This is a genomic window from Aeromonas sp. Lyrl_2, assembly GCF_051948815.1.
GTDB classification, from domain to species: Bacteria; Pseudomonadota; Gammaproteobacteria; order Enterobacterales; family Aeromonadaceae; genus Aeromonas; species Aeromonas veronii.
The window spans coordinates 101067-126025 of the sequence record NZ_JAYJLJ010000008.1 but is presented as its reverse complement, the minus strand read 5'-3'; the positions used below and the strand labels follow the sequence as shown (position 1 = coordinate 126025).

Annotated in this window: 22 protein-coding genes and 1 tRNA gene; 8 read left to right on the top strand and 15 right to left on the bottom strand. The window is 59.6% G+C overall.

The features are described from left to right. Positions 1 to 75 precede the first annotated feature (75 nt). From VF684_RS09245 to yqhD, 8 genes are all read right to left on the bottom strand, one after another. Positions 76 to 1404, bottom strand: a complete 1329-nt coding sequence (locus VF684_RS09245; RefSeq protein ID WP_376899224.1) for a CoA-disulfide reductase — start codon at positions 1402 to 1404, stop codon at positions 76 to 78. Positions 1405 to 1501: 97 nt separating this feature from the next. Further along, positions 1502 to 2902 carry an L-cystine transporter gene (locus VF684_RS09240; RefSeq protein WP_005341918.1) on the bottom strand — a complete coding sequence of 467 codons (1401 nt, stop codon included), beginning with the start codon at positions 2900 to 2902 and terminating at the stop codon, positions 1502 to 1504. 133 nt (positions 2903 to 3035) lie between these two features. Further along, positions 3036 to 4337, bottom strand: coding sequence for an L-cysteine desulfidase family protein (locus VF684_RS09235; RefSeq protein ID WP_376899226.1), 1302 nt, complete (start codon positions 4335 to 4337; stop codon positions 3036 to 3038). A gap of 21 nt (positions 4338 to 4358) precedes the next feature. Then, positions 4359 to 5027: a helix-turn-helix transcriptional regulator gene (locus VF684_RS09230; RefSeq protein ID WP_376899228.1), complete on the bottom strand. Its 669-nt coding sequence runs from the start codon at positions 5025 to 5027 to the stop codon at positions 4359 to 4361. Between the two features lie 147 nt (positions 5028 to 5174). Beyond that, positions 5175 to 5954: a substrate-binding periplasmic protein gene (locus VF684_RS09225; protein WP_323918165.1), complete on the bottom strand. Its 780-nt coding sequence runs from the start codon at positions 5952 to 5954 to the stop codon at positions 5175 to 5177. Between the two features lie 98 nt (positions 5955 to 6052). Further along, positions 6053 to 7537, bottom strand: coding sequence for a Re/Si-specific NAD(P)(+) transhydrogenase subunit beta (gene pntB / locus VF684_RS09220; protein ID WP_005339759.1), 1485 nt, complete (start codon positions 7535 to 7537; stop codon positions 6053 to 6055). 11 nt (positions 7538 to 7548) lie between these two features. Continuing rightward, positions 7549 to 9075 carry a Re/Si-specific NAD(P)(+) transhydrogenase subunit alpha gene (pntA, locus tag VF684_RS09215; protein ID WP_019446577.1) on the bottom strand — a complete coding sequence of 509 codons (1527 nt, stop codon included), beginning with the start codon at positions 9073 to 9075 and terminating at the stop codon, positions 7549 to 7551. A gap of 507 nt (positions 9076 to 9582) precedes the next feature. Then, positions 9583 to 10746 (bottom strand): alcohol dehydrogenase, encoded by a 1164-nt coding sequence (gene yqhD / locus VF684_RS09210; protein ID WP_376899231.1) that lies wholly within the window; start codon positions 10744 to 10746, stop codon positions 9583 to 9585. Between the two features lie 157 nt (positions 10747 to 10903). Here yqhD and VF684_RS09205 point away from each other — a divergent pair, with 157 nt between their 5' ends. Then, positions 10904 to 11806 (top strand): AraC family transcriptional regulator, encoded by a 903-nt coding sequence (locus tag VF684_RS09205; protein ID WP_019446575.1) that lies wholly within the window; start codon positions 10904 to 10906, stop codon positions 11804 to 11806. 17 nt (positions 11807 to 11823) lie between these two features. Next, on the top strand, positions 11824 to 12336 hold the full coding sequence (locus VF684_RS09200; RefSeq protein WP_139441155.1) for a lipocalin family protein: 513 nt from the start codon (positions 11824 to 11826) through the stop codon (positions 12334 to 12336). Between the two features lie 65 nt (positions 12337 to 12401). Here the strand turns inward: VF684_RS09200 and VF684_RS09195 are convergent, their stop codons facing one another. After that, positions 12402 to 14294 (bottom strand): methyl-accepting chemotaxis protein, encoded by a 1893-nt coding sequence (locus VF684_RS09195; protein WP_139730920.1) that lies wholly within the window; start codon positions 14292 to 14294, stop codon positions 12402 to 12404. Positions 14295 to 14501: 207 nt separating this feature from the next. Beyond that, positions 14502 to 14999 carry a lactoylglutathione lyase family protein gene (locus tag VF684_RS09190; RefSeq protein ID WP_005339743.1) on the bottom strand — a complete coding sequence of 166 codons (498 nt, stop codon included), beginning with the start codon at positions 14997 to 14999 and terminating at the stop codon, positions 14502 to 14504. 100 nt (positions 15000 to 15099) lie between these two features. Between VF684_RS09190 and VF684_RS09185 the strand changes: the two genes are divergently transcribed. Then, positions 15100 to 15972, top strand: coding sequence for a LysR family transcriptional regulator (locus VF684_RS09185; protein ID WP_058058973.1), 873 nt, complete (start codon positions 15100 to 15102; stop codon positions 15970 to 15972). Positions 15973 to 16117: 145 nt separating this feature from the next. On the opposite strand, the gene VF684_RS09180 is transcribed toward VF684_RS09185, so the two are convergent. Next, a tRNA-Trp gene (locus tag VF684_RS09180) sits at positions 16118 to 16194 on the bottom strand. Between the two features lie 201 nt (positions 16195 to 16395). Between VF684_RS09180 and VF684_RS09175 the strand changes: the two genes are divergently transcribed. The 5 genes from VF684_RS09175 (at position 16396) to VF684_RS09155 (ending at position 19305) form a co-directional block, all read left to right on the top strand. Next, positions 16396 to 16938 carry a hypothetical protein gene (locus VF684_RS09175; RefSeq protein ID WP_139441154.1) on the top strand — a complete coding sequence of 181 codons (543 nt, stop codon included), beginning with the start codon at positions 16396 to 16398 and terminating at the stop codon, positions 16936 to 16938. A gap of 99 nt (positions 16939 to 17037) precedes the next feature. Continuing rightward, a complete protein-coding gene (locus VF684_RS09170; protein ID WP_133249581.1) occupies positions 17038 to 17232 on the top strand; it encodes a hypothetical protein in 195 nt (64 codons plus the stop codon). Further along, on the top strand, positions 17213 to 18133 hold the full coding sequence (pyrB, locus tag VF684_RS09165; RefSeq protein WP_162516106.1) for an aspartate carbamoyltransferase: 921 nt from the start codon (positions 17213 to 17215) through the stop codon (positions 18131 to 18133). Before VF684_RS09170 ends, pyrB begins: the two co-directional genes overlap by 20 nt. 15 nt (positions 18134 to 18148) lie before the next feature. Continuing rightward, on the top strand, positions 18149 to 18613 hold the full coding sequence (gene pyrI, locus VF684_RS09160; RefSeq protein WP_005339730.1) for an aspartate carbamoyltransferase regulatory subunit: 465 nt from the start codon (positions 18149 to 18151) through the stop codon (positions 18611 to 18613). A gap of 200 nt (positions 18614 to 18813) precedes the next feature. Next, positions 18814 to 19305 (top strand): arginine repressor, encoded by a 492-nt coding sequence (locus VF684_RS09155; protein ID WP_376899236.1) that lies wholly within the window; start codon positions 18814 to 18816, stop codon positions 19303 to 19305. Between the two features lie 131 nt (positions 19306 to 19436). Here the strand turns inward: VF684_RS09155 and VF684_RS09150 are convergent, their stop codons facing one another. The 4 genes from VF684_RS09150 to arcA form a co-directional block, all read right to left on the bottom strand. Next, a complete protein-coding gene (locus VF684_RS09150; RefSeq protein WP_376899238.1) occupies positions 19437 to 20843 on the bottom strand; it encodes a YfcC family protein in 1407 nt (468 codons plus the stop codon). A 123-nt stretch (positions 20844 to 20966) separates the two neighbouring features. Beyond that, positions 20967 to 21971 (bottom strand): ornithine carbamoyltransferase, encoded by a 1005-nt coding sequence (argF, locus tag VF684_RS09145; RefSeq protein ID WP_005339721.1) that lies wholly within the window; start codon positions 21969 to 21971, stop codon positions 20967 to 20969. A gap of 79 nt (positions 21972 to 22050) precedes the next feature. After that, entirely contained in the window at positions 22051 to 22977 is a 927-nt protein-coding gene (arcC, locus tag VF684_RS09140) for a carbamate kinase (protein WP_005339719.1), read from the bottom strand. A gap of 62 nt (positions 22978 to 23039) precedes the next feature. Next, positions 23040 to 24260, bottom strand: a complete 1221-nt coding sequence (gene arcA, locus VF684_RS09135; protein WP_005339718.1) for an arginine deiminase — start codon at positions 24258 to 24260, stop codon at positions 23040 to 23042. Positions 24261 to 24959 lie beyond the last annotated feature (699 nt).

Sequence of the window (24959 nt, the reverse complement as noted above, 5' to 3'; positions counted from 1 at the left end):
TGTTACCCGCAGATTGCTCTGCAGAGCTGGGGCAACGTAACGGCGCCTTCCCAGCGCCGTCCGTCATCGCAACGCTTACTTCGCGACATTACCCGCCACGTTCAGGGCATCCCAGGTACGGGAGAAGGGCGGCGCGTAAGCAAAGTCCAGCATGCCGAGCTGCTCGGTGGTCACCCCCATGGTGATGGCCACTGCCAGCGCGTCGATGCGGTGGACCGCCCCCTTGCGACCGAGGATCTGACCACCCAGCAGCCGTTTGCTGCCCGCCTCGTAGACCAGCTTGACGTGGATGTCGGACTGACCCGGGCAGTAGTTGGTGTGGCACTTGTCCTTGATCACCACGGTGCGATAGTCGATACCCATCGCCTTGGCTTCCTGCTCGGAGAGGCCGGTACGGCCCGCCTCCAGCCCCAGCACCTTGAGCGCCGCAGAACCGAGGGTACCCGGGAACTCCTGCTCGGCCCCGGCCAGGTTCTCGCCCACCATGCGCCCCAGCTTGTTGGCGATGGTGGCGAGCGGCACATAGACCTGCTGCTGCTTCACGCTGTGCCAGACGCTGGCACAGTCACCGGCTGACCAGACGTTGGCCAGCGAGCTGCGCCCCTGACGGTCCACCTTGATAGCACCATTGCCGAGCCGCTCGATGCCGGTGTCGGCCAGAAACTCGGTGTTGGGCTTGACCCCGGTGCAAACCACCACAATATCGGCCTCGTACTCGCCATGGCTGGTTCGCACGCCGGTCACCCGACCATCCCCCAGCAGTGCTTCAACTCGCTCACCCAGATGGAGAGAGACCCCCTGCTCGCACAGTTCGGTTTCAATGTGCTGGGTGATCTCGCCATCAAACGCGTCGGGGATGACCCGCTCCGCCAGCTCGATGAGACGCACCTCTTTGCCCTGATGGACCAGCGCCTCGACCACCTCCAGCCCGATAAAGCCGGAGCCGATCACCACAGCGCGGCGATTATGCTTGTCTTGCACCGCAGCTTTGAGCGCCAGCCCGTCGGCCATCCGGCGCAGACCGAATACCCCTTGCTGCAGCAAACCGGGGATGGGGGGCATCACTTCGCGGGCACCGGTGGCGATCATCAGCCGATCGTAGCGATCGGTGAAGGTGTCGCCGTTGTGCTCCACCACCAGAGTCTGGGCTACCGCATCGACGCTCAGCACCCGATGGCCAATCTTGACCTCGATCCCCTTGGCGGCGAACTGCTCGGGGGTGAACTCGGCCATGTAACCGGGCTCCTGAAACTCGTCACCGACGAAGTAAGGCAGGCCGCAAGCACCGAAAGAGATCACTTCGGAGGCCTCATACACCACGATGTCGGCATCTTTGGCCAGACGGCGTGCCTTGGCCGCCGCACTCATACCGGCGGCTTCGCCACCGATGATCAGAATTCTCATAGTTTTTCCTCTCAATGGCACAGGGAGGGCATGCCCTCCCTGTGGTCTATGACGGGAAAGGGTCACCCCTTTCCACGGGCAGATCAACCGACGCAAATCAGACGGTGGACTCTTCGCCGTCCAGACTCACTTCGTGATCGCTGTTGAACACATGCATGTCGGTCTCGCCCATCAGGCGGCTGGTGACCGTCCCTGCGGTGATGGAGCCGGAGACGTTCAGCGCGGTACGGCCCATGTCGATCAGCGGCTCGATAGAGATGAGCAGACCGGCCAGCGCCACCGGGAAGTCCAGTGCGGAGAGCACGATCAGCGCGGCAAAGGTGGCGCCGCCGCCAATGCCGGCCACCCCGAAGGAGCTGACGGTGATGATGGCGATCAGGGTCATGATGAAGCCGGGATCCATCGGGTTGACCCCAACGGTCGGGGCAATCATCACGGCCAGCATGGCCGGATAGATACCGGCACAGCCGTTCTGGCCGATGGTGGAACCGAAGGAGGCGGCGAAGTTGGCGATCCCCTCAGGAATACCCAGCGACTTGGTCTGGGTCTGCACGTTCATCGGGATGGAGCCCGCACTGGTGCGCGAGGTGAAGGCAAACGCCAGCACCGGAGTGATCTTCTTGAGAAAGCGCAGCGGGTTGATGCCGACCATGCTCACCAGCAGCAGGTGCACGACAAACATGATGGCGATGGCGCCGTAAGAGGCCATCACAAAGCTGAGCAGGTTGAGGATGTCAGCATAGTTGGAACCGGAGACCACCTTGGTCATCAGCGCCAGCACGCCGAACGGGGTCAGGCGCAGCACCAGAGTCACCATCCGCATTACGATGGCATGCGCCACGGCAACGAAGTGGCTGAAGCTGGCGAAGATCTCCGGCTTCTTGCGGGCGATGCCGGTAGCGGAGAGGCCAATGAAGATGGAGAAGATCACCACGGCGATGGTGGAGGTCTTGCGCGCCCCGGTCATGTCGAGGAAGGGGTTGGCGGGAATGAACTCCAGCATCATCTTGGCGAACGACATGCTCTCTACGCTACCGAGGGTGGTCTGCAGCGCAGCGCCACGGGCGCTCTCGGCGGCACCGGAGGTGAGCCCTTCAGCAGTCAGGCCAAACAGGTTGGACATCAGGATGCCCGCCCCGGCGGCGATGGCGGTGGTGAAGATCAACACGCCTATGGTCATGGCGCTGATCTTGCCCAGCGCGGTGCCGCCATTGAGCTTCAAGATAGCGCTGATGATGGAGACCATGATGAGCGGGATGATGATCATCTGCAGCAGCTTCACATAGCCGCTACCCACGATATCCAGATAGTCGATGGTCTGAACAATGACGGGCGAACCTGCGCCGTAAAGCAGTTGCAACGCGGCGCCGAACAGAATACCGAGCCCCAGACCGGCAAATACCCGGCGGGTGAAGCTCACATGTTTTTCCTGTAACCGGTAGAGAAAGAACAGCAAGATGGCGGCGATGGCCAGATTGCCGATAACGCTAAATGTCATGGTATGACTCCCCAAAAAGCGGGCTTGCGCCCGAGAAACAAGAGCAAGCGCCATGCTTGCCCTGGCAACCGTGTCAGACGGTCTGCGCCGTCGTGACAAGAACAAGGGGGTCTATCGCCCCCTTGTCACAGATTCACTGCTTCTGCTGTTTCGCTCGCATGATGTTGATGATTTCGATGTCGGTATCCAGCATCCCCTCTTTCGAGAGGCGGCCCAGATTGGCGATGGTCTGGTCCACATCGTCGGAGACGATCCCCTCGCTCTGGGGGACATGCAGGTTGTTGATAGCCATCAGCGAAGACTTAACCGCCGCCGAGGTGGAAGTGGAGACCTTCATGGAGCAGGCGCTGCCCGCGCCGTCGCAGATGATGCCGGAGACATCGCCAATCATGTTGTTGATGCAGTGGCTGATCTGCTGATACTGGCCGCCCAGCAGCCAGGTGATGGCGGCACCGGCCCCCATAGCGGCGGTACTGGCGGCGCAGAGGGCCGACAACTTGTTCTGATAGGTCTTGATGTAGATGGCCACCAGATGGCTCATCACCAGTGCCCGGGTCAGCTGCTCGTCGCTCGCCTTGAGGAAGCGGGCGGCCGCGACCACCGGCATGGTGGCGGCAATGCCCTGATTGCCGGAACCGGAGTTGGACATGGCGGGCAGCATGGCGCCATCCATCCGCGCATCGGAGGCAGCGGAGGAGAGGCGCATCGCCAGGGTCATCAGGTCATCGGAGAGCAGCTTGCGCTCCACCTGCTCGGTGAGGATCTTGCCGATCTTCAGGCCGTAGCCCTGTAACCCTTCGTCCGCCAGCGCCTGATTCATGGTGGCGGCCTCGCGGATAAAGTCGATCTCCGCCAGCGGCACTTCCAATGCAAAATCGACGATCTCCCGCAGGGTCATGGCCGGTTTGGCGGATTTGGCTGGCTGGATCTGCACGCCGGGGGCACTGGCCTGCTCCATCAGCACCTCGCCATCCTTCTCCATCAGGATGATGCGGGTGTGGTCGGTGCAGATCACCACCCGGGCACTATGACCCCTCACTTCGGCCAGCACCTCGGCGTAGAGCACATCCGGTACATCCTTCACATCCACCTTGATGACCGGCAGCAACACCTTGGCCGCTTCCACTTGTTCTGGTGTGAGGGTCTTGAGCACCTCCAGCCCGGCATCGGGATTACCCCCTGTGATGCCGACCGCAGCGGCCACCGGCAGGCCGATCATGCCGGTGCCCGGTACTCCGACCCCCATGCCGTTCTTGAACAGATTGCCACTGACCCAAACGCTGATGCGGGTCGGGGTCTCCCCCAGCAACTTGCGGCAGTTGGCCGCTGCCAGCGCCACCGACATCGGCTCGGTACAGCCCAGGGCCGGCACCACTTCACGCTTGAGCAGGGTAATAAAGTCGGTCCATTGTGCTTTCATCGCAGTGTTTCTCATGTTCAGGGTGCCCGCAGGCAGTTATTGCTTGTTCAGATCCGCCTTGTGGTTGCGGATATGCAGATAAACAGTATGACGGGAGATACCGAGCATCCGGGCAACCAGCTGGGCCGCCTCCTTGATCTCGAAGATCCCCATGTCGAAGAGCCGGGTCACTATCTCCTTGTTGCGCACCGTGCAGGAGAGCGAATCGTCCCGATCCACCTTCTCAATCACCTGGGTCACCAGATCGTCCACCGAGCTGGCAAAAGTCTCGTTGTTGAGCGGCGCTGGTGCCGCTGGCAACGCAAAAGTATCGAGCAGGCTGCCAAGGGAGGTATCCAGACTGAAGTTCACGCAGAGCATGCCGATGGGCTTGCCCTGCCGGTTGCTGATGGTGATGGAGGAGGACTTCATCAGCGTCCCGTCGCGGGTACGTCTGAAGTAGCTGCTCCACTGGCTGCCCGCCTCCCCCTGCAAGCGGTTGAGGGCAAAGTCGGTGACCGGCGCCCCCTCCCGACGACCGGTGACATGGCCGTTGGCAATCTTGATGACCGATGCATCCAGCGTATCGAACGCATGCAACACCACCTCGCACCCTGCGCCAAACAGCGCGGCCAGCGCATCGACTGCGGGCTCGAAACTGGCGATCAGATGACGTTCTTCATCCGTTAACGAATTGATCTGGTCAGTGGTGGCTGCTGTGGACATATATGAGTAACTCTGAGTAAACCGCAGTTGATTCTACTATCAACAAGATCAACTAATGTTGAGCGGCATCCCCTTTTTGTTCGCCATTATGCCCACCTTTTAACAAAGTGCGACAAATTGTGAAGCGGCGCACAGCAGGGCGGCAACTCAGAGGTGATAGCGGGCCAGCAGTTGCTTGTAGGCAGGGGTCTGTTTGAACGCCTTGAGGGCAGAGGAGAAGCGGATAGCCAGCTGGTCGTGGCCGGGCTTGTGGGTAAACGCGAGGAAGTTGCGGTTGTCGTCGGTCAGCAGGCGCGAGCCGTGGTTCACCTGATCTTGCAGCCCCTGGGTATGCAGCAAGTAGCGACCGACCCGCTCGTTGAGCACCACCCCGTCCAGCCGACCGGCCATCATCAAATGCAGCTGTTTGATGGCATTCCCCTCCCCCGTCATCGGCATCCGGATCACCCCGGGATCGGTCAGAAAATCGGGGCTGTAGGCATAATCTTCCTGAATACCTATCCGCAGACCCTTGAGGTCGGAGAGCTGCTTGAAATCCACCGGCCGAGCCGATGGATAGAAGAGCACTTCACCGCTGTAAGAGAGCGGCTCTTCGGGATAGTGAAGCCAGTGCTGGCGGGAAGGTTCAAAGAATACGTCGACTACCGCATCCCCCTGCTTGAGACGGGCCTGCTGCAGAACCCGCTTCCAGGGCAGCACCCTGATTTCAGTGCGATAACCCATCTGGCGCAACACGGTACAGGCCAGATCGAGATCGGCGCCGGCCAGCTCGCCATTGTCACCACGCATCACATAAGGGGGCCACAGCTCGGTCAGCAGCGTCAGAGTCGGCGGCTCGTCCGCCGCCACTGCCGAACCAGTACCAAACAGGGAGGCCAGCAGCCAGCCGTACAACCCGATCCTTCGCCAACCCTGACACCACATCATGGAGATCCCTCATGGTCCGTATGGATTGAGGATATACAAGGGATGGGCAATAAAAAAGGAGGCCGAAGCCTCCTTGATATTCACTCTCTGAATGGCACTTACAGTGCTTTCAGGATTGCCTCGACGCTGGCCTTGGCATCGCCAAACAGCATCTGGGTATTTTCCTTGAAGAACAGCGGGTTCTGGACACCGGCGTAGCCAGTATTCATGGAACGCTTGAAGCCGATGACGTTCTGCGCTTTCCACACTTCCAGTACCGGCATACCGGCGATCGGGCTGCCCGGATCTTCCATCGCGGCTGGGTTAACGGTGTCGTTGGCACCAATCACCAGCACGGTGTCGGTATCGGCGAAGTCGTCGTTGATCTCGTCCATTTCCAGAACGATGTCATACGGGACTTTCGCTTCCGCCAGCAGCACGTTCATGTGGCCAGGCAGACGACCGGCAACCGGGTGGATACCGAAGCGCACCTTGACGCCGCGATCACGCAGCTTCTGGGTGATTTCAGCCACCGGATACTGGGCCTGCGCCACCGCCATGCCGTAGCCCGGGGTGATGATGACGGAGCTGGAGTTTTTCAGCAGGTCAGCCACTTCCTCGGCGCTGGTTTCGCGGTATTCGCCCATCTCCTGATCAGCCGTGGAGGCCACGCCATCGGAGCCGAAGCCACCGGCGATCACGGAGATGAAGGAGCGGTTCATCGCCTTACACATGATGTAAGAGAGGATCGCACCGGAGGAGCCCACCAGGGCACCGGTGACGATCAGCAGGTCGTTGGAGAGCATGAAGCCCGCCGCCGCCGCCGCCCAACCGGAGTAGGAGTTCAGCATGGAGACCACCACCGGCATGTCTGCACCACCGATGGAGGCAACCAGGTGCCAGCCGAAGGCGAAGGCGATCAGGGTCATCACCAGCAGGGCGAAGGTAGAGCCGCCCGCGTTGACGAAGTAGACCATCAGCGCCAGAGAAGCGACCACGGCCAGCAGGTTCAGCTTGTGGCGGTGTGGCAGCATCAGCGGCTTGGAGGAGATCAGACCGCGCAGTTTGCCGAAGGCAACCACGGAACCGGTAAAGGTTACGGCACCGATGAAGACGCCCAGGAAGATCTCGACCAGGTGGATGTTCAGCATGGCGCCGGTCAGGTGCTCGACCTGAGCAACGCTGTTGGCCTGCTCGAACGCCGCACGAGCGGCTGCCAGAGTGGCATCCAGGTTGGAACCGACGGAGACGACCACCTCAGCAGGTGCAGAGGGGTGCAGATCGATGAAGCTGTTGAAGCCCACCAGCACTGCCGCCATACCCACGAAGCTGTGCAGCACGGCCACCAGCTCGGGCATCTCGGTCATCTCGACCTTGAGTGCCAGACGCACGCCGATGGCACCGCCAATCACCATGGCCAGGATGATCCAGTGAACGCCACTGGTCTCCGGGTTGAATACGGTGGCGAGTAGGGCGATAGCCATACCCGCGATACCGAACAGGTTGCCATGCTTGGCCGTTTCTTGCTTCGACAGTCCCGCGAGACTGAGGATGAAGAGCACGGCGGCAACGATATAGGATGCTGTTACCAGTCCTTGAGACACGTTAAACCCCCTTAATCCTTACGGAACATCTTCAGCATGCGCTGAGTGACGGTGAAACCGCCGAAGATGTTGATACTGGCAATCAGCACGGCGATGAAGGCCAATGCGGTAACCAGAGTCGACCCTTGCCCGATCTGCAGCAGGGCACCGACCACGATAATGCCGGAGATGGCATTGGTGACCGACATCAGCGGCGTGTGCAGGGCGTGAGAGACGTTCCACACCACGTAGTAACCGACCACACAGGCCAGGATGAATACGGTGAAGTGGGAGAGGAAGGCTGCCGGGGCAACGGAGGCGATCCAGCCGAAGGCGGCGATGCCGAGGGCACCGAACACGAACTTCTTGTTGGAAGGCTTGGCCTCTTCCTTCTTGGCGGCCGGTTTGGCGGCGGCCGGTTTCTGCGGAGCGGCAGAGACGGAGATGGCGGGCGGCGGGAAGGTCACTTCACCGGCCTGGATCACCGTCATGTTACGCTGAACCACGTCTTCGAAGTCGATGGCAACGTTGCCGTCCTTCTCCTTGCACATCAGCTTCATCAGGTTGACCAGGTTGGTACCGTAGAGCTGGGAGGATTGGGCAGGCAGGCGACCCGGCAGATCGGTGTAACCGATCACCTTGACGCCGTTGTCGGTGACATGCAGTTCGCCCGGCACTGTGTATTCACAGTTACCGCCAGCCTGAGCGGCCATGTCCACGATGACGGAGCCCGGCTTCATGCTGTCGACCATCTCTTTGGTGATCAGCTTGGGAGCCGGTTTGCCCGGGATCAGGGCAGTGGTGATGATGATGTCCACCTCTTTGGCCTGCTGGGCGAACAGCTCCATCTCGGCCTTGATGAACTCATCGGACATGACTTTGGCGTAACCATCGCTGGATGCGCCGTCTTCGCCACCGAAGTCCAGCTTGAGGAATTCCCCACCCATGGATTCGATCTGCTCGGCCACTTCCAGACGGGTATCGAAGGCACGCACGATGGCACCGAGGGAACCGGCCGTACCGATGGCAGCCAGACCGGCTACGCCGGCACCGATCACCAGTACCTTGGCAGGCGGCACTTTACCGGCAGCAGTGATTTGGCCGGTGAAGAAGCGACCGAACTGGTGCGCAGCTTCAACCACGGCACGATAGCCACCGATGTTGGCCATGGAGGAGAGGGCATCGAGGGACTGGGCACGGGAGATCCGCGGCACCATATCCATCGCCATCACATTGATGTTGCGCTCGGACAGCTTCTTGACCAGCTCAGGGTTCTGGGCAGGCCAGATGAAGCTCACCAGAGTGGCGCCATCTTTAATTTGTGCGATCTCGGCATCGGTCGGCGCATTGACCTTGAAGATAAGGTCGGCTTGCCAGACATTCGGCACCACGCTGGCACCGGCAGCCTCGAAGGCGGCATCATCGAAGCTGGCCGACAGGCCTGCGCCGGTCTCGATGGCGACCTCGAAGCCGAGCTTTTTCAGCTGCTCGACGGTAGCCGGGGTCGCTGCGACCCGGGTCTCACCGGCGAGACTCTCTCTCGGTATTCCAATCTGCATGACTATTCCCTGATGGTTAATAAACAATCGCTGCCCAGTGTCTCACTTCTGGCGAAACAAGACATGACCAAAGTGCAGGTCCAGGGCTCTTTGTTATGAAAATCAGTAGGCTTTACCTCAACCTCCTGTCATGGTCAGGCCCCCGCTTTTCAGGCGCGAAGATGATTAGTATCAAATTTTGGAGTTTTATTACAACCGCAGTCCCGACGGCACTCGTACAGAATTCAGCCCATCCCTGGCTACGATTAAAAAAAACAAACCAAATTAGAGGCTTATACCAGTAAAAACGGCTGAAAAAAGTGATCCAACCAGTCAAAAAAAATGTTTTACCGGCCCTCTATCTTAGCGTTTTTTGTTCTTACGAAATCCGCTTTCGTCGCACTTCTCGCAGCGAAACGCCGAAAAGTAACATTTTCCCAACAAAAGCGGGGCCGCTCAGCCGCCAGATGGCGGGAGAGGGCCCCGGCAATTCAATCGTTTCGCCCGTTTGGCGCCGATTGGCGGCCCTTACCAGGCCGCTTCATAAATATGCTGGCTCTGCACCAGATCGATATCGCCGTGCTCGCCCAGACGGCTCATGCCGTGCTCACCCAGCTTGCCGATCAGGGTGTCGATACCCAGATCTTTCAGACCGTAGTCACGCAGTCGGGTCTTGACCCCCATCCGCTCGAAGAAGTCACGGGTCGCGGCGATGGCATCGTCGATGCGCTCCGCTTCGCTGCCGCTGTGCAGACCCCACACCCGCTCTGCGTATTGCAGCAGCTTGGCATGTTTCTGTTTGCGCTTGGCCTGCAGCAGGGCAGGCAGCACGGCTGCCAGAGTCTGGGCGTGGTCGAGGCCGTGCAGGGCAGTCAGCTCGTGACCCAGCATGTGGGTCGCCCAATCCTGCGGCACACCGGCACCGATCAGGCCGTTCAACGCCATGGTGGCGCTCCACATGATGTTGGCGCGCACCTCGTAGTTGTGCGGCTCGGCCAGCGCCTTGGGGCCATCTTCGATCAGGGTCAGCAGCAAGCCTTCAGCGAAGCGATCCTGCACCTTGGCATTGACCGGATAGGTGAGGTACTGCTCAACGATATGAACAAAGGCATCCACCACCCCGTTCGCCACCTGACGCTCGGGCAGGGTGTAGGTGAGCACCGGATCCAGCACGGCGAAGCGCGGCATCACGAACGGCGAGAAGAAGTGCACCTTGTCGCCACTGCTGCGACGGGTGATGACGGCGCCCATGTTCATTTCGGAACCGGTCGCCGGCAGGGTCAGCACCGAACCAAGCGGGATGGCGGAACGCACTTCGCTGCCGACGGTTTCGAGAATGTGCCAGGGATCCTTGGCCGGATCGTAGTGCGCGGCAGCGGCGATAAACTTGGTGCCATCGAGCACGGAGCCACCGCCAACGGCGAGCAGGAAGTCGACCCGCTCGGCACGGGCCAGCTCCACGGCCCCCATCAGGGTCTCGTAGGCCGGGTTCGGCTCGATGCCGCCAAATTCAAACAGGGTCATACCGGCCAGCTCGTTGCGGATCTGCTCCAGCAAGCCGCTGCGTACCACGCTGCCGCCACCGTAGGTGATCATGACGCGGGCGCCGCTCGGAAGCTGCTCGCGCAGCTGGGCGATCTGCCCTTGGCCGAACAGGATTTTGGTCGGGGTATGGAGAGTAAAGTTGTTCATCGACATTGCCTTCTTCTGATAGTCAGGGCGGCCAGGCCGCGAAATCGTGATTGCATTTTTCTCCAGAACCACCCTACCATCAAGACAACATCCTGCTTGATTCTTGCCTATTTCTACAAAGCAGCGAAAACCGGAACAGTCGAATCAAAGAGCACCCATGCAAAACCGTTACAGCGACCTCGCCGCCAGATTGACCCGCCACGTCACTGCACCCGGCATCACCCCATCACCGGTGAAACAGGTCAACCTCATCTATACCACCGAGCACCATGGCCGCACCCCGGTGCTCTACCAACCGCGGATGATCGTTATCCTGCAGGGACACAAGGTGGGTTATCTGGCGGATCAGGTGTTTCGCTACGACCCCAACCACTATCTGCTGATGACCCTGCCGCTGCCCTGCGAGTGCGAGTGCTTCGCCTCCCCCGAGCAGCCGCTTATCGGTTTTACCATCGAGATCGATCTGGTCACCCTGCAAGAGCTGCTGCTGGAGCTGGGCGATGCCTTGCCCGCCCCCGCGCCACAAAAGAGCGGTGTCCACTCGGTCCCCCTGTCGGAAACCATGTTCTGCGCCGCCGAGCGACTGATCGAGCTGATGGATAACCCGTTGCACGCCAGGGTGCTGGGGCCTCAGACGGTGCGGGAAATGCTGTTCCACGCCCTCACCGAGGGGGGCGGCCCGGCGCTGCAGGCGCTCGCCAATCGCCACAACCATGTGGGCCAGATCGCCCGGGTGCTGCGTATGATAGAGTCCCGTTATGCTGACAACCTCACCATGGAGGAGCTGGCGCGGGAGGTGAACATGAGCGTCTCCGCCTTTCACCACCACTTCAAGGCGGTCACTGCCACCTCGCCGCTGCAGTACATCAAGTCATTTCGCCTGCACAAGGCGCGGATGATGATGCTGCATGACGGCATCAAAGCGGGCACCGCGGCGGCCAGAGTCGGTTACGAGAGCAACTCCCAGTTCAGTCGGGAGTACAAGCGCTTCTTCGGCAGCACGCCGACGGATCAGGCCTCCCGCTTCCGGGATGGCCAGCTGCGCATCATTGAGGGATAACAAGAGAGGGATTACTTATGCGTTCATTGCTTTGCCTGTTCACCGCTTTGCTGCTGACGGCCTGTACCGGGATTGCCGACGGCATTCGCCCCGTTACCGGCTTCCAGCTCGACCGTTATCTTGGCACCTGGTACGAAATCGCCCGCCTCGACCACAGCTTCGAGCGGGGGCTGGAGCAGGTGAGCGCCACCTACAGCCTGCGGGATGATGGCGGCGTCAAGGTGCTCAACCGCGGCAAGCAGAGCGATGGCAGCTGGCGCGAAGCCGAGGGCAAGGCCTACTTCGTCGATAGTCCTGACGAGGCGCGGCTCAAGGTGAGCTTCTTCGGCCCCTTCTACGGCGGCTACAACGTCATCGACCTCGACCCCGATTACCAGCTCTCGCTGGTGACCAGCTACAACCACGACTACCTCTGGATCCTCGCCCGCTCACCCAACCCGCCCAAGGCGAAGGTGGATGCGCTGGTCGCCAAGGCGAAGTCGCTGGGCTTTGCCACCGACCAGCTGATTTGGGTCAAACAGACCCCTTAAGCCAGCCGTAAAATAACAAAGGGCAGCCCGCGGGCTGCCCTTTCTGTTGCTGGCGTGGCGGGATGTCAGAGCCGGAAGCGGCCGATCTCCTGCTCCAGCCGCTCGGTCAGCGACTTGAGTTCGGCCGCCTGCGCCGCCTCGTTGCCCGCCTGCTCGGCCAGCTCTTGCGAGACGTGGCGGATATTCTCGGTATTGCGGCTGATCTCGCCGGTGACCGAAGTCTGCTCCTCGGCCGCTGCGGCGATCTGGGTCGCCATGTCGCTGATGGAGCCGATCGCTTCGTTGATCCGAGCAAGGCTCTGGTTGGCCGCTTCCGCATCCTCGACACTGGTACCTGCCAGCTGACGGCTGGTCTCCATGCCACCCACGGCGCGACGGGTGGTCTGCTGCAGGGTCTCGATCATCTGCTGGATCTCGTCGGTGGAGTCGTGGGTACGGCGCGACAGCACCCGCACCTCGTCCGCCACTACCGCGAAGCCTCGGCCCTGCTCACCGGCCCGGGCCGCCTCGATGGCGGCGTTGAGCGCCAGCAGGTTGGTCTGCTCGGCGATGCCGCTGATGGTCGCCAGAATGCCGCTGATCTTCTGGGCATGGCTGTCGAGCTCGTTGATGATCTGGCTGGCATCGGCCACTTCGTCCGCCAGACCGGTAATGCTGCGCTGACTCTGGCCAACCTGGGATTGACCAGCGACCGCCAGTGCGACCGCATCGGTGGCGGTAGTGGCGGCAAACTCGGCGTTGCCGGCGATCTCCTGGGTAGCGGAAGCCATCTCGGTCACCGCGGTCGCCACCATCACGATCTCATCCTGCTGCTGGCGTACCCGCTGACTACGGGCCTGCGCCCCGGCCGCCTGGGCACGGGACTGTGCCGCCAGCTCGACAGTCACATCCCGCAACCGGCTGACGATGCCGTGCAGCCGCGCCACAAACTGGTTGAAGTTCTGGGCCAGCTGGCCCACCTCATCCTTGCTATGGGTGTTGATGTGAACGGTGAGATCCCCCTCGCCGTGGGCAATGTCGTGCAGAGCGTGCGCGACCCGACCGAGATCGGCGAACAGGTATTTGAAGGTGGCGGTAAGCAGAGCGCTGAATACCAGCATCAGCACCAGCGTCAACCCCACCAGCTCCCACAGCAGGCTGCTGAGCGGCGCCTCCAGCACATCGCGATACATCACCATGGCCAGCAGCCAGTCGGTGCCCAGTACCGGTTGTACCGCCAGCAGCACGTCGCGCCCGTCGAGGGTGGCGGCGTGCAGCTCGCTGTTTTCGCGGCCCCACTGCTGGAAGGTGGCGGCCGAGAGTCCCGGCGCCAGCTCGGCGATGGGCTTGAGCGCCAGATCCTTCTGCGGATGGCCGACAATGAGGCCGCTGCTGTCGAGCAGCATGGCATAGCCTTCACCCTGCACCTTCATCGCCAGCACTTCGTCGATCAGCTTGTCGAGCGCCAGGTTGGCCCCCACGGCGCCGACCAGCTCGCCCTGATGGCGTACCGGCTCGGAGAGGGTGACCACCAGCTTCTGCATGGTGACGCTGACATAGGGGGCGGTGACGATCAGCTGCCCCGCCTTCACCGCATCCTGATACCAGGGGCGCTCGCGTGGGTCATAGTTGCCGGTGTTGAGGGAGGGGTCCTGCCGGGTCATCACCCCCTGCGCGGAGCCAAAATAGGTGAGCCCGAAGCCGCCCGAGGTGTAGGCCTGCTTCAGGTGCGGCACCAGCTCGGCTTGGGGGTTATCGCTGATCAGGTTGACCAGCGCATGGACGGTGTTCTTGCGATCCGTCATCCAGTCGCCGATGGCGACCGAGTAGGCGTGGCCATAGTTGACCGCCTCGCTCTGGATGGCGCTCATGGTGCGGGATTTTAGGGTGTGAAAGGCAACGATGCCGAGCAGTGATGCCATCAGCAGCACTACGCCAAGACTGGTGGCCAGCAGCTTGCCGCGCAGAGAGAGGGTCATGACGACGAATCCTTGTTGTTGTGTCAGGCAGGGAAAACCCTGATGTATCAAAGGCTATCGGCCGCAATATGAACAGACTTTAGTGAATCTGTATATTTTCCCATCTATCAACAACAGAACGCGCTAATCGTGTGAACCAGATCGCTATTCCATGCTACTGACTCTTGTAACAACAAAGCTGCAGGCCGCCCGAAGGCGGCCTGTCACTTACCCCTGATATGCACCGGCGGAGTAGGTCAGCTCATAGCTGTGGCTGTAGATCTCGACGATATTGCCGAAGGGATCTTCCATGTAGACCATGCGGTAGGGTTTCTCGCCCGGGTAGTACTCGCGCACCGGCATCCGCTGCTTGCCGCCCGCTGCGACGATGCGCGCCGCCAGCCCCTCGACATCCGGATCCTGAACGCTGAAGTGGAACACACCGGTCTTCCAGAATTCGAAGTTGTTCTCACGGCGCTCGCTGTTGGGGAACTCGAACAGCTCGATGCCGATCTTGTCGCCGGTAGAGAGGTGGGCGATGCGAAAAGAACCCCAGCCCGGGCCGAACACGTCGTTGCACATCACGCCGATGGCGGAGTCATCCTCGGTGATGGTGGTCGCCGGCATGATGAGATACCAGCCCATCACCTTGGTATAGAACTCGACCGCTTTGTCGAGGTCAGTCACCGTGATGCCGATGTGGGAGAAGTTGCGTGGATAGGTCATACGTCACCTTGAAATTGTGTGTGGGAAACAGGTGACATGATAGGAAGAGGCGCCATAATGAAAAATAAGGTCAAACTAATGGAAGTCATAAATTAAATTTATGGTTAATCCACTCTGGCTCCACACCCTGGTGGTGGTGCATGAAACCGGCAGTTTTACCCGTGCCGCCGAGCGGCTGGATCTCACCCAGGCCGCCGTCAGTCAGCATATCTCGCGTCTCGAGGCCGAATTTGGCACCCTGCTGCTGCGCAAGCCCCGTCAGCTGGAGCTCACTCCGCGCGGGCTGGTGCTGCTCGACTTCGCCCGCCAGCAGGCGCAAGCCGCCGAACAGCTGCGAGCACGCCTCTCGGACGATGACCCTCACCGCGGCGCCATCACCCTCACCACCCCGGGCAGCATCGGCCTGCTGCTCTATCCCCTGCTGCTCGACCAGCAACAGGAGCACCCCGGACTCACCATCCAGCACCGCTTCGCCCCCACCCCCGACATAGTGCAGGCGGTGCTGGCGGGGCGCAGCGATCTGGGACTGGTGGATCAACCGCCGGAGCACCCCAGCATCGCCGCCGAGCCCTTCGCCCGCGAACCCCTTTGTCTGGTGGTGCCCAACGACGGCGAGGAGCAGAGCTGGCAGCACCTTTGTCAGCTCGGCTTTATTGACCACCCGGATGGCCGCAGCATGGCACAACGCCTGTTGGGACGACGCTACCCCGGCCAGCGCGTTGACGAGATCCCGCTGCGCGGCTTTACCAACCAGATCGGCCTGATCCTGGAGCCGGTCGCCCGCGGCCTCGGCTTTACCGTGCTGCCCCGCTTCGCCGTCACCGCCTTTGCCCAGCAGGAGAAGATCCGGGTGATCCAGAGCAGCATTGAAGTGATCGACACGCTCTGGCTGATCTACCGCGCCGAGTGGCCGCTCCCCGCCCGCCACCAGCGGCTGGTCACCGTGCTGAAACAGCGGGTTGCTGCACACTGAACGCTCTTGCGGCAGACATCGAGATCAATGTGGCCACAGTCACCGGACGGCTAACTGCAAGAAGGAGAAGAGGAAGGAAAGATGGATAAATTGGCGAACACCGGAAATGCGAAAGGCCAGCTCAATGAGCTGGCCTTTCTGAAAATGGCAGGGGCGGCAGGACTCGAACCCGCAACCATCGGTTTTGGAGACCGCTGTTCTACCAATTGGAACTACGCCCCTGCAACAAACGAGGCGTAGTATACAAAGTGGAGATCAAAGGTAAAGGCTTTTTTTACGCTTTCGATGCGATTGCACAAATCCCGAACAAGTCGCGGTTGTTTGTGCAGCGAAGCGGGATAACTTGCTGTATTTGCAGCCCTGCCGGGGTAGGAATGGGACATAAATGGGGGTAGGGTGAAATCAGGTACCGGGAGGCCACTTATGCTCAATTACCGACTGCTCCAACAACTGGCGCCCCTCAACTTCAGGGATGAACGCAAAACAGAGTCCCTGCCCGCCTATCTTGAACGGGTCGCGCCGCTGGTGCCCTTTATTCCTGAAAATGTGCTTTCCCAGTGGATTTACCGTCATTGGCGCGGTTTTGAGTCCAACTGGAGCTTTATCGATCTCGCCAACCATCAATTCACCTGTGAAAGCTGGCCCACCGCGCAACTGGTGGATCAGGTGGACTCCCGCCATATGGAGGTGATCGAGCGCTGGGGCGAGATGCTGCGCAGCAACCGCTATGTGCGTCGCTCCTGGCTCGGCGAGAAGATGCTGAGCGACGGCACCTGGCCCGAACCTGTCATCGTACTGGCGCCGGAGGAGGGTGCCAGCTACCCGAACGGCCATCCCCTACCCCGCCCCTACTGCCTGCTGGAAGGGCACCACAGACTCGGTTATTTGCGCGCCATGGCCCGCGATGGGGAATCGCTGCAAGAGACGCACAGAGTGTGGATTTGTCGTCATGTTTCCGACACTTAAACGTTTTTCATGCTGAAATTGGCATCGGAAATAAAATTTTGACAATTAAAAAAGCGGCCCTATAATCTGTCCGGTTTTGAAAAAGGTCGGGACGAAACGATGCAGTTTTTGATTCAGAAAACAGCCTTGCAGACGGGTGGTGCGCACCAGAGCGGCCCCGTTGTTTCCGGTTCCCACCCCAAAGATCCCCAGTTATTTTTAAAAAAAGCCCCTGTTTCAGGGGCTTTTTTTTGTGCCCGAAAAACCTCCAATGATGTCAAAGGGAATGCAGACGATGACCAATCCACTCTATAAGAAACATGTCATCTCCATTTCGGACCTGACCCGGTCAGAAATGGAACTGGTAGTCTCAACCGCACAACGGTTGAAGGCTGAACCTGACACCAGCCTGTTGAAAGGCAAGCTGGTTGCCAGCTGCTTCTTCGAAGCCTCCACCCGCACCCGCCTCTCGTTCGAGACCGCGGTACAGCGCCTTGGCGGCAACATCATCGGCTTCGCCGACGGTGGCAACACCAGCGCCAAGAAGGGCGAGACGCTGGCTGACTCCATCAAGATCATCGGCTCCTACTCGGATGCGGTGGTGATGCGCCACCCGAAAGAGGGCGCGGCCCGTCTGGCCTCCGAGTTCTCCCGCGTGCCGGTCATCAACGGCGGCGACGGCTCCAACCAGCATCCGAGCCAGACCCTGCTCGACCTGTTCACCATCCATGAGACCCAGGGCCGTCTGGACAACCTCAACGTCGCCTTCGTCGGTGACCTGAAATATGGCCGCACCGTGCACTCGCTGGCCCAGGCCCTCAGCCTGTTCAACTGCCGCTTCTTCTTCATCTCCCCGGAAGCGCTGGCGATGCCGGACTACATCTGCGAAGAGCTGGAAGAGAAGGGCATCCAGTTCAGCGTCCACCAGACCATGGAAGAGGTGATGCCGGAGCTGGACATCCTCTACATGACCCGCGTCCAGAAAGAGCGCTTCGACGAGACCGAATACAAGCACATGGCCGCCAAGTTCATTCTGGAGCTGGCGACCCTGGAAGGGGCCAAGCCCACCATGAAGATCCTGCATCCCCTGCCCCGCGTCGACGAGATCGATGTGGCGGTCGACAAGACTCCCCACGCTTGCTACTTCCAGCAGGCGGAGAACGGGGTCTATGCACGCCAGGCGCTGCTGGCACTGGTACTGAACGAAACTGTCTGAGCTTAGGGGAATATCATGTCTGACAAGAACCAACTGCAAGTCGAAGCCATCCGTCACGGCTCCGTCATCGATCACATCCCCGCTGGCCAGGGCATCAAGATCCTCAAGCTTTTCCAGCTGGTCGAAACCCAGGAGCGGATCACCGTCGGCTTCAACCTGAAATCCGGCGCGCTGGGCAAGAAGGATCTCATCAAGATTGAGAACACCCGCCTGACCGAGCAACAAGCCAACCAGCTGGCGCTGTTCGCCCCGAAAGCGACCGTCAACATCATCGAAGACTTCAATGTGGTGAAGAAGCACCAGCTGGAGCTGCCGGAGTTCATCGCCGGGGTGTTCCACTGCCCCAACTCCAACTGCATCTCCCACAACGAGCCGGTAGACAGCTACTTCCGGGTGCGCGAAGTGAAAGGCGTGGTGCGGATGAAGTGCAAATATTGCGAGAAGTCCTTCACTCAGGACATCGTCAGCGAGCGTTACTGATATCTGATTGGGCCCCGCGGGGCCCATTTTTGAACCCTGTCACATCACCGAATTTCCAGTCAGCTATAATTTGCCATCGCAAGATGGTAATGCCCGCTCATTCCCTGCATATAGATGGATTATCAGTGTTTTTGCCTGATAACTGACTGCTATGGCAGATATCGCGCGTTTACCTCCGATCATCATCAAAGGAATTCGCCGTGGTCAAAACCCTCAGTCGTCCCGTTGCCCAAGAGCCCGATCTGGCCCAGCTGGATGCCTGTCGCCAGATCATCGGTCAGCACTGCTACAGCACACAGGAAGAGATCCGCCGCGAGCTGTCGGAGCGCGGCTTTGCCGACATCAGCCAGTCCACTATCTCCCGTCTGCTGCGCCGCCTCGGCGTGGCCAAGGCGCAGAATGCCAACGGCAAGAAGGTCTACACCCTGGTCGATGAGCAGCTGGAACCCGCTGGCAGCACCCGCTCTATCCACGACATGGTGCGCGAAGTGGTACACAACCAGCAGATGGTGCTGATCCACACCACTCCGGGAGCCGCCACCGTGGTGGCCCGCCTGCTGGATCGCAACGCCAATCCCGAGATCATGGGCGCCGTCGCGGGCAATGACGTGGTGCTGGTCGCGCCGCGCCATATCAGCCGCACCCGTCAGGCCCATGCCGCCGTGGTGCGCTCGCTGGCGCAAGCCCGCTAACCCCTTTCATCGAATGCATCGAGGCGACCTGCGGGTCGCCTTTTTGTTACCTGCTACTTTGTGCCCATCACTTCTTGCGCCCATAAAAAACGGGAGCCCGCAGGCTCCCGTTTCATCTTGCTTGTTGTCCCTCAGGAGAGCACGGCGCCCAGGCTCAGGCAGACCACGATCAGCACGGTCAGGATACCGAGCAGCGGAGCCACCCACTTCAGCCAGCGCACATAAGGCACCTTGGCGATGGCCAAGCCGCCCATGACCACGGCGGAGGTCGGGGTCACCAGGTTCACCAGACCGGAGGCAGACTGGTAAGCAGTCACCACCAGATCGCGGCCCACGTTGGCGAAGTCGGCCAGCGGCGCCATGATCGGCATGGTCAGTACGGCCAGACCGGAGGAGGACGGCACCAGGAAGGAGAGCACCACTTCCAGCACGAACATCACGTTGATAAAGACGATGGTGGAGAGGCCGGTCACGATCCCTTCTGCACTGTGCAAAATGGTGTGAGTGATCATGCCGTTATCCATCACCACCACGATACCGCGGGCGATACCGATGATCAGCGCCACCCCCAGCAGGTCGCGGGCACCGTCGATAAAGTTGGAGGTCAGCTCCTCCTCGCTCATGCGGGAGATAAGACCAACGATGATGGCGGCAGCCAGGAACACACCGGAGATCTGCGCCATCCACCAGCCCAGCACTGCCACACCGTAGATCATCACGGCAAAGGCGGCGACGAAGATACCCAGCACGATTTTACGGGTCAGGGTGAACTCCAGCATCTGGTCGCTCTTGTTGCCGAGGAAGTGGGCACGGTTCTCTTCCCACTTGTCAGCCACCAGCGATTTGCTCGGGTCGTTGCGCACCATCTTGGCGTAACGCATGACGTAGGCAACGCAGATCAGCCAGCCAGCTACCAGCATGGCAACGCGCAGCCAGATACCGTCGGTGAAGGAGATACCGGCGGCGTTGGCGGCAATCACGGTCGCAAACGGGTTGATGGTGGAACCGAGAGTACCGATACCGGCACCCAGCAATACGGTTGCAGCAGCCACCACAGGGTCGAAGCGGGCGGCCATCATCACCGGCACCAGCAGGGTGTAGAACGGCAGCGACTCTTCGGCCATGCCGTAGATGGTGCCGCCTGCGGCGAACAGCGCCATCAGGATCGGGATCATCCACTCTTCCCGGCCGCGCAGGCGGTCGGTCACACGTTCAATACCGGCATCGATGGCACCTGTCTTGGTCACAATGCCAAGAAAACCACCGATGATCAGGATAAAGAGGGAGACGTCGATGGCGCCTGCCTCATAGGTGTCGTGGTTGTAGAGGCCATCGATAGGTGCCAGCAGCACGTCGACGATCCCCTGGGGATTCCCCTCCACCAGTTTGTAGGTACCTGCCACCGGCACTTCTTTGCCGAGGGCTTCGTTCATGGTCATCTCATATTTGCCGGCCGGCACTATCCAGCTCAGGGCGGCCACCAGGGCGATCAGCACAAACAGTATCGTGTAGGCTGACGGGAACTTGAATTTGGTCATGGTCCAGCTTCCTTCTGTGGGTGTGGTATCCATGCAGGCTGCGGGTTGTAGGGTTAGAGGTATTATGCCGCTGTCACATGGTCGAAAAGCCGGGGGTCGCCCCCCGGCACCACTACTGCGACCTTAGTCGCCCAGCGTAGCAACCATCACTGCCTTGATGGTGTGCATCCGGTTTTCGGCCTCGTCGAACACGATGCTGTGCTCGGATTCGAACACGTCCTCGGTCACTTCCAGGCCTTTCATGCCATATTTGTCAGCCACTTCCTTGCCCATGGTGGTCTCGTCGTTGTGGAACGCCGGCAGGCAGTGCATGAACTTCACATCCGGGTTCTTGGTGGCATTGATGACATCCATGTTGACCTGATACGGAGTCATCAGTTTGACGCGCTGATCCCAGGCTTCTTTCGCTTCACCCATGGATACCCAGACGTCGGTGTAGAGGAAGTCCGCACCCAGCACGCCCTCTTTCACATCTTCGGTCAGGGTGATGCGTGCGCCGGTCTCTTCGGCGATCAGACGGCACTTGGCAACCAGCTCCTCTTCCGGCCAGAAGGCTTTCGGTGCGACCAGACGGATGTCCATGCCCATTTTGGCGGCGCCGACCATCAGGGAGTTACCCATGTTGTTGCGGGCATCACCCAGGTAGGCAAACTTGATTTGATCCAGACGCTTGCCCTTGCCGTGCTCCAGCATGGTCATGAAGTCAGCCAGGATCTGGGTCGGGTGAAATTCGTTTGTCAGGCCGTTCCAGACCGGAACACCGGCGTAGGCGCCCAACTCTTCCACGATCTCCTGACCGTAGCCGCGGTATTCGATACCGTCATACATGCGACCCAGTACACGAGCGGTGTCCTTCATGGACTCCTTGTGACCGATTTGGGAACCGCTTGGGCCAAGGTAGGAGACTTGCGCGCCCTGGTCGAAGGCCGCTACTTCAAACGCACAGCGGGTGCGGGTGGAGGTCTTCTCGAAAATCAGGGCGATGTTCTTGCCGACCAGATGCTTGCGCTCGTAGCCACCGTATTTGGCTTTCTTCAGGTCGATGGCCAGGTCGATCATGTATTGGATTTCGCGCGGGGTGAAGTCCAGCAGTTTCAGGAAGTTACGGTTACGCAGATTAAAAGCCATGATGAGTTCTCTCTATATATGTTTCAGACCAGTTCGGGCAGTAGTGTTGACTACGCATTCTCAGTACAGATATCGGTAATTACGCATGTACGGTGCGGGTGGCGACGATATTGGTGCCGGCTTCACCCTTGAGGATGGCGAGGCCATCTTCCAGCGAGCCGATGCCGACCATGCCGCCGGTCGCTTTGACAAATTCACAAGAGGCTTCGACTTTCGGTCCCATGGAGCCAGCATCGAACTTGACCCCGGCCAGCTCGTCCGGGCTGGTGACCCGCAGCGGACGCTGGGTCGGTTTGCCCCAATCCAGATAGACGGCATCGGCATCGGTCAGGATCAGCAGGGCGTCGGCCTTGATCTGCTTGGCCAGATAGGCGGCAGACATGTCTTTGTCGATGACGGCTTCGATACCGGTCAGGCTCTGGCCATCCCAGGTCACAGGGATACCGCCACCACCGGTACAGATGATGAGGTGGCCCTGGGCAATCAGGGTTTCGATGGCGTCGCCTTCAACGATGCGCTGGGGCAGCGGGGACGGCACTACGCGGCGGAAGAACTTGCCGTCAGCCTTGACCACCCAGTGCTTCTCTTCTGCCAGGGTGCGGGCTTCAGCCTCTTCGTAGACGGGGCCGATAAATTTGGTCGGGTTGGCGAATGCCGGATCCTTGGGATCGACCTGCACCTGAGTCAGCAGCGCGGTGACGTTGCGGCTCGGCATCAGGTTTTTCAGCTCCTGGATCAGCATGTAGCCGATCATGCCTTGGGACTCGGCACCAAGCACATCCAGCGGATAGGGGGATACCTTGGTGTAGGCGCTGTTTTGCAGGGCCAGCAGGCCGACTTGCGGGCCGTTGCCATGCACCAGCACCACGTTGTACTCCTGAGCAATCAGGGCGATGGTCTTGGCGGCAGTTGCGATGTTCTTGCGCTGGATATCCGCTTCCAGTGGCTCACCACGACGGAGCAGTGCATTGCCACCCAGAGCGACGACGACAGTTGGTTTTTTCATAGTGGTTAATCTCGAGTTTGGTTCTGTGTGGCGCCAGCTTCTGCCGGCGCCACGCCGTCTCATCAGATGCTGTCGCGTTCCATCGGGCAGCTCATGCAGCGGGCGCCGCCGCGGCCACGGCCCAGTTCATCACCCGGGATGGAGAGAACTGTGATACCGGCTTTGTCATACTTCTCGTTGGTGTAGGTATTGCGCTCGTAACCCACCACCACGCCGGGACGTACGGTCAGCACGTTGTTGGCGTCGTTCCACTGCTCGCGTTCGGCTTCGAAGCTGTCACCGCCAGTGGTGATGATCTTCAGCTGATCCACGCCCAGTGCTTTCTCGATAGCGGTGACGAAGTAACCCTCTTCCTTGATGTTCATGCCGGTGGCGCCGCCCGGAGTCAGGCTCCAGCACTGTACGTCCTTGCGGATCACTTCCGGATAGACGGAGAAGGTGTCGATATCCATGTGGGTCATGACGGTATCGAGGTGCATGCAGCTGCGGTGTTTCGGCAGTTCCATGGCGATGACCTGCTTGGCCTGGCCGTGTTTGAACAGGCTGCGGGCCAGGTGCTCGACACCTTGCGGGGTGGTGCGCTCGGACATGCCGATCAGCACGGCACCGCGGCCGATAACCAGTACGTCGCCACCCTCGATGGTGGAGTTGTCGTAGTCACGCTCCTCGTCACCGAAGTACTTGATGAAGTCCTGACCGGCAAACATCGGGTGCCAGCGGTAGATGGCCTTCACATGGTTGGTTTCGCGGCGACGAGCAGGCTTGGCCATCGGGTTGATGGAGACGCCACCGTAAACCCAGCAGGAGGTGTCACGGGTAAAGAGGTGGTTGGGCAGCGGCTCGATGATGAAATCGGTCGGAGCGTGCATGCCTACTACCATATTGACGCCGCTGTAGGGCATCTCGGAGTAAGTCAGGCCGCCGGAGAGAATGCGGGCCAGTTCGCGGTGCGGCATGTCAGCCAGGAAGCAGCGCACGTCGTTGGCAAAAGAAGAGCCGAGGCGGTAGTCGGAGACCTGATGTTGCAACAGCCAGGTTTTGGCTTCCGGCACATCCAGGGTTTCCGCCAGCAGATTGGTCAGCAGGAAAACTTCGACATTCTGATCGCGCAGTACCTGAGCGAATTTGTCGTGCTCCTGACCGGCACGTTCAACAGACAGGACGTCATCGAACAGCAGATCCTGGCAGTTGGAAGGAGTCAGACGCTTCAGACTGAGGTTGGGGCGGTGCAACATGACACGGCGCAATTGGCCAACTTCAGAACCTACATAAAATTTGCTCATGATTATATTCCGTCTAGCAGTGGTCCCTGCGAGTGATTGAATAGATTCCTTCTATTCATGCTCGTGGCTAAGGCGGGATATTCTTTATGTAGGGTAATCGGCTTATGTTCTATCCTGCCCTTGCCTTTCGAGACCGAGGTTAGCCCTGCGAATCACGACAAACTTAGACATTGATCACATTCACTCAGAACTGAATATATTCACCATCCAATCTATGACCCCGGTAGCAAATTGCGCATTTTCCATACAAATCACACCGAATAACCATGCAAAACCACCCTGCTATATTTCAGATGGATTCATTTTTTATTCATGCCAGTTCACTGGAGTGATTAAATACAAATAACAAAAACCGTTAAAAATCATGACAGTAAATGAAAGGCTAAATAGAATTTGAATATTACTCCCTAGGTATTGAATACATCACCGTGACGGGAGGAATGCGGGAGAAATAAATACTCACATCGACCACATTCACTGCATAAATCTTTTCTTGTTCCAGATCATGGCATTGATGCCAACCCCATCAGGCTCGGCCTCATAAGTCATCACATCTTTGTGCGGTTCAACTTAATATGCACAAAGTCCGCATCAAGGTGGGCAGTCATCCTCGTCGGTCACCACAACGCCTTTTGATACTTTTTTCATTAATTGAATTTATTCGTCTCACCTTGCGCTGGCGCCAACCTCGACTTAACT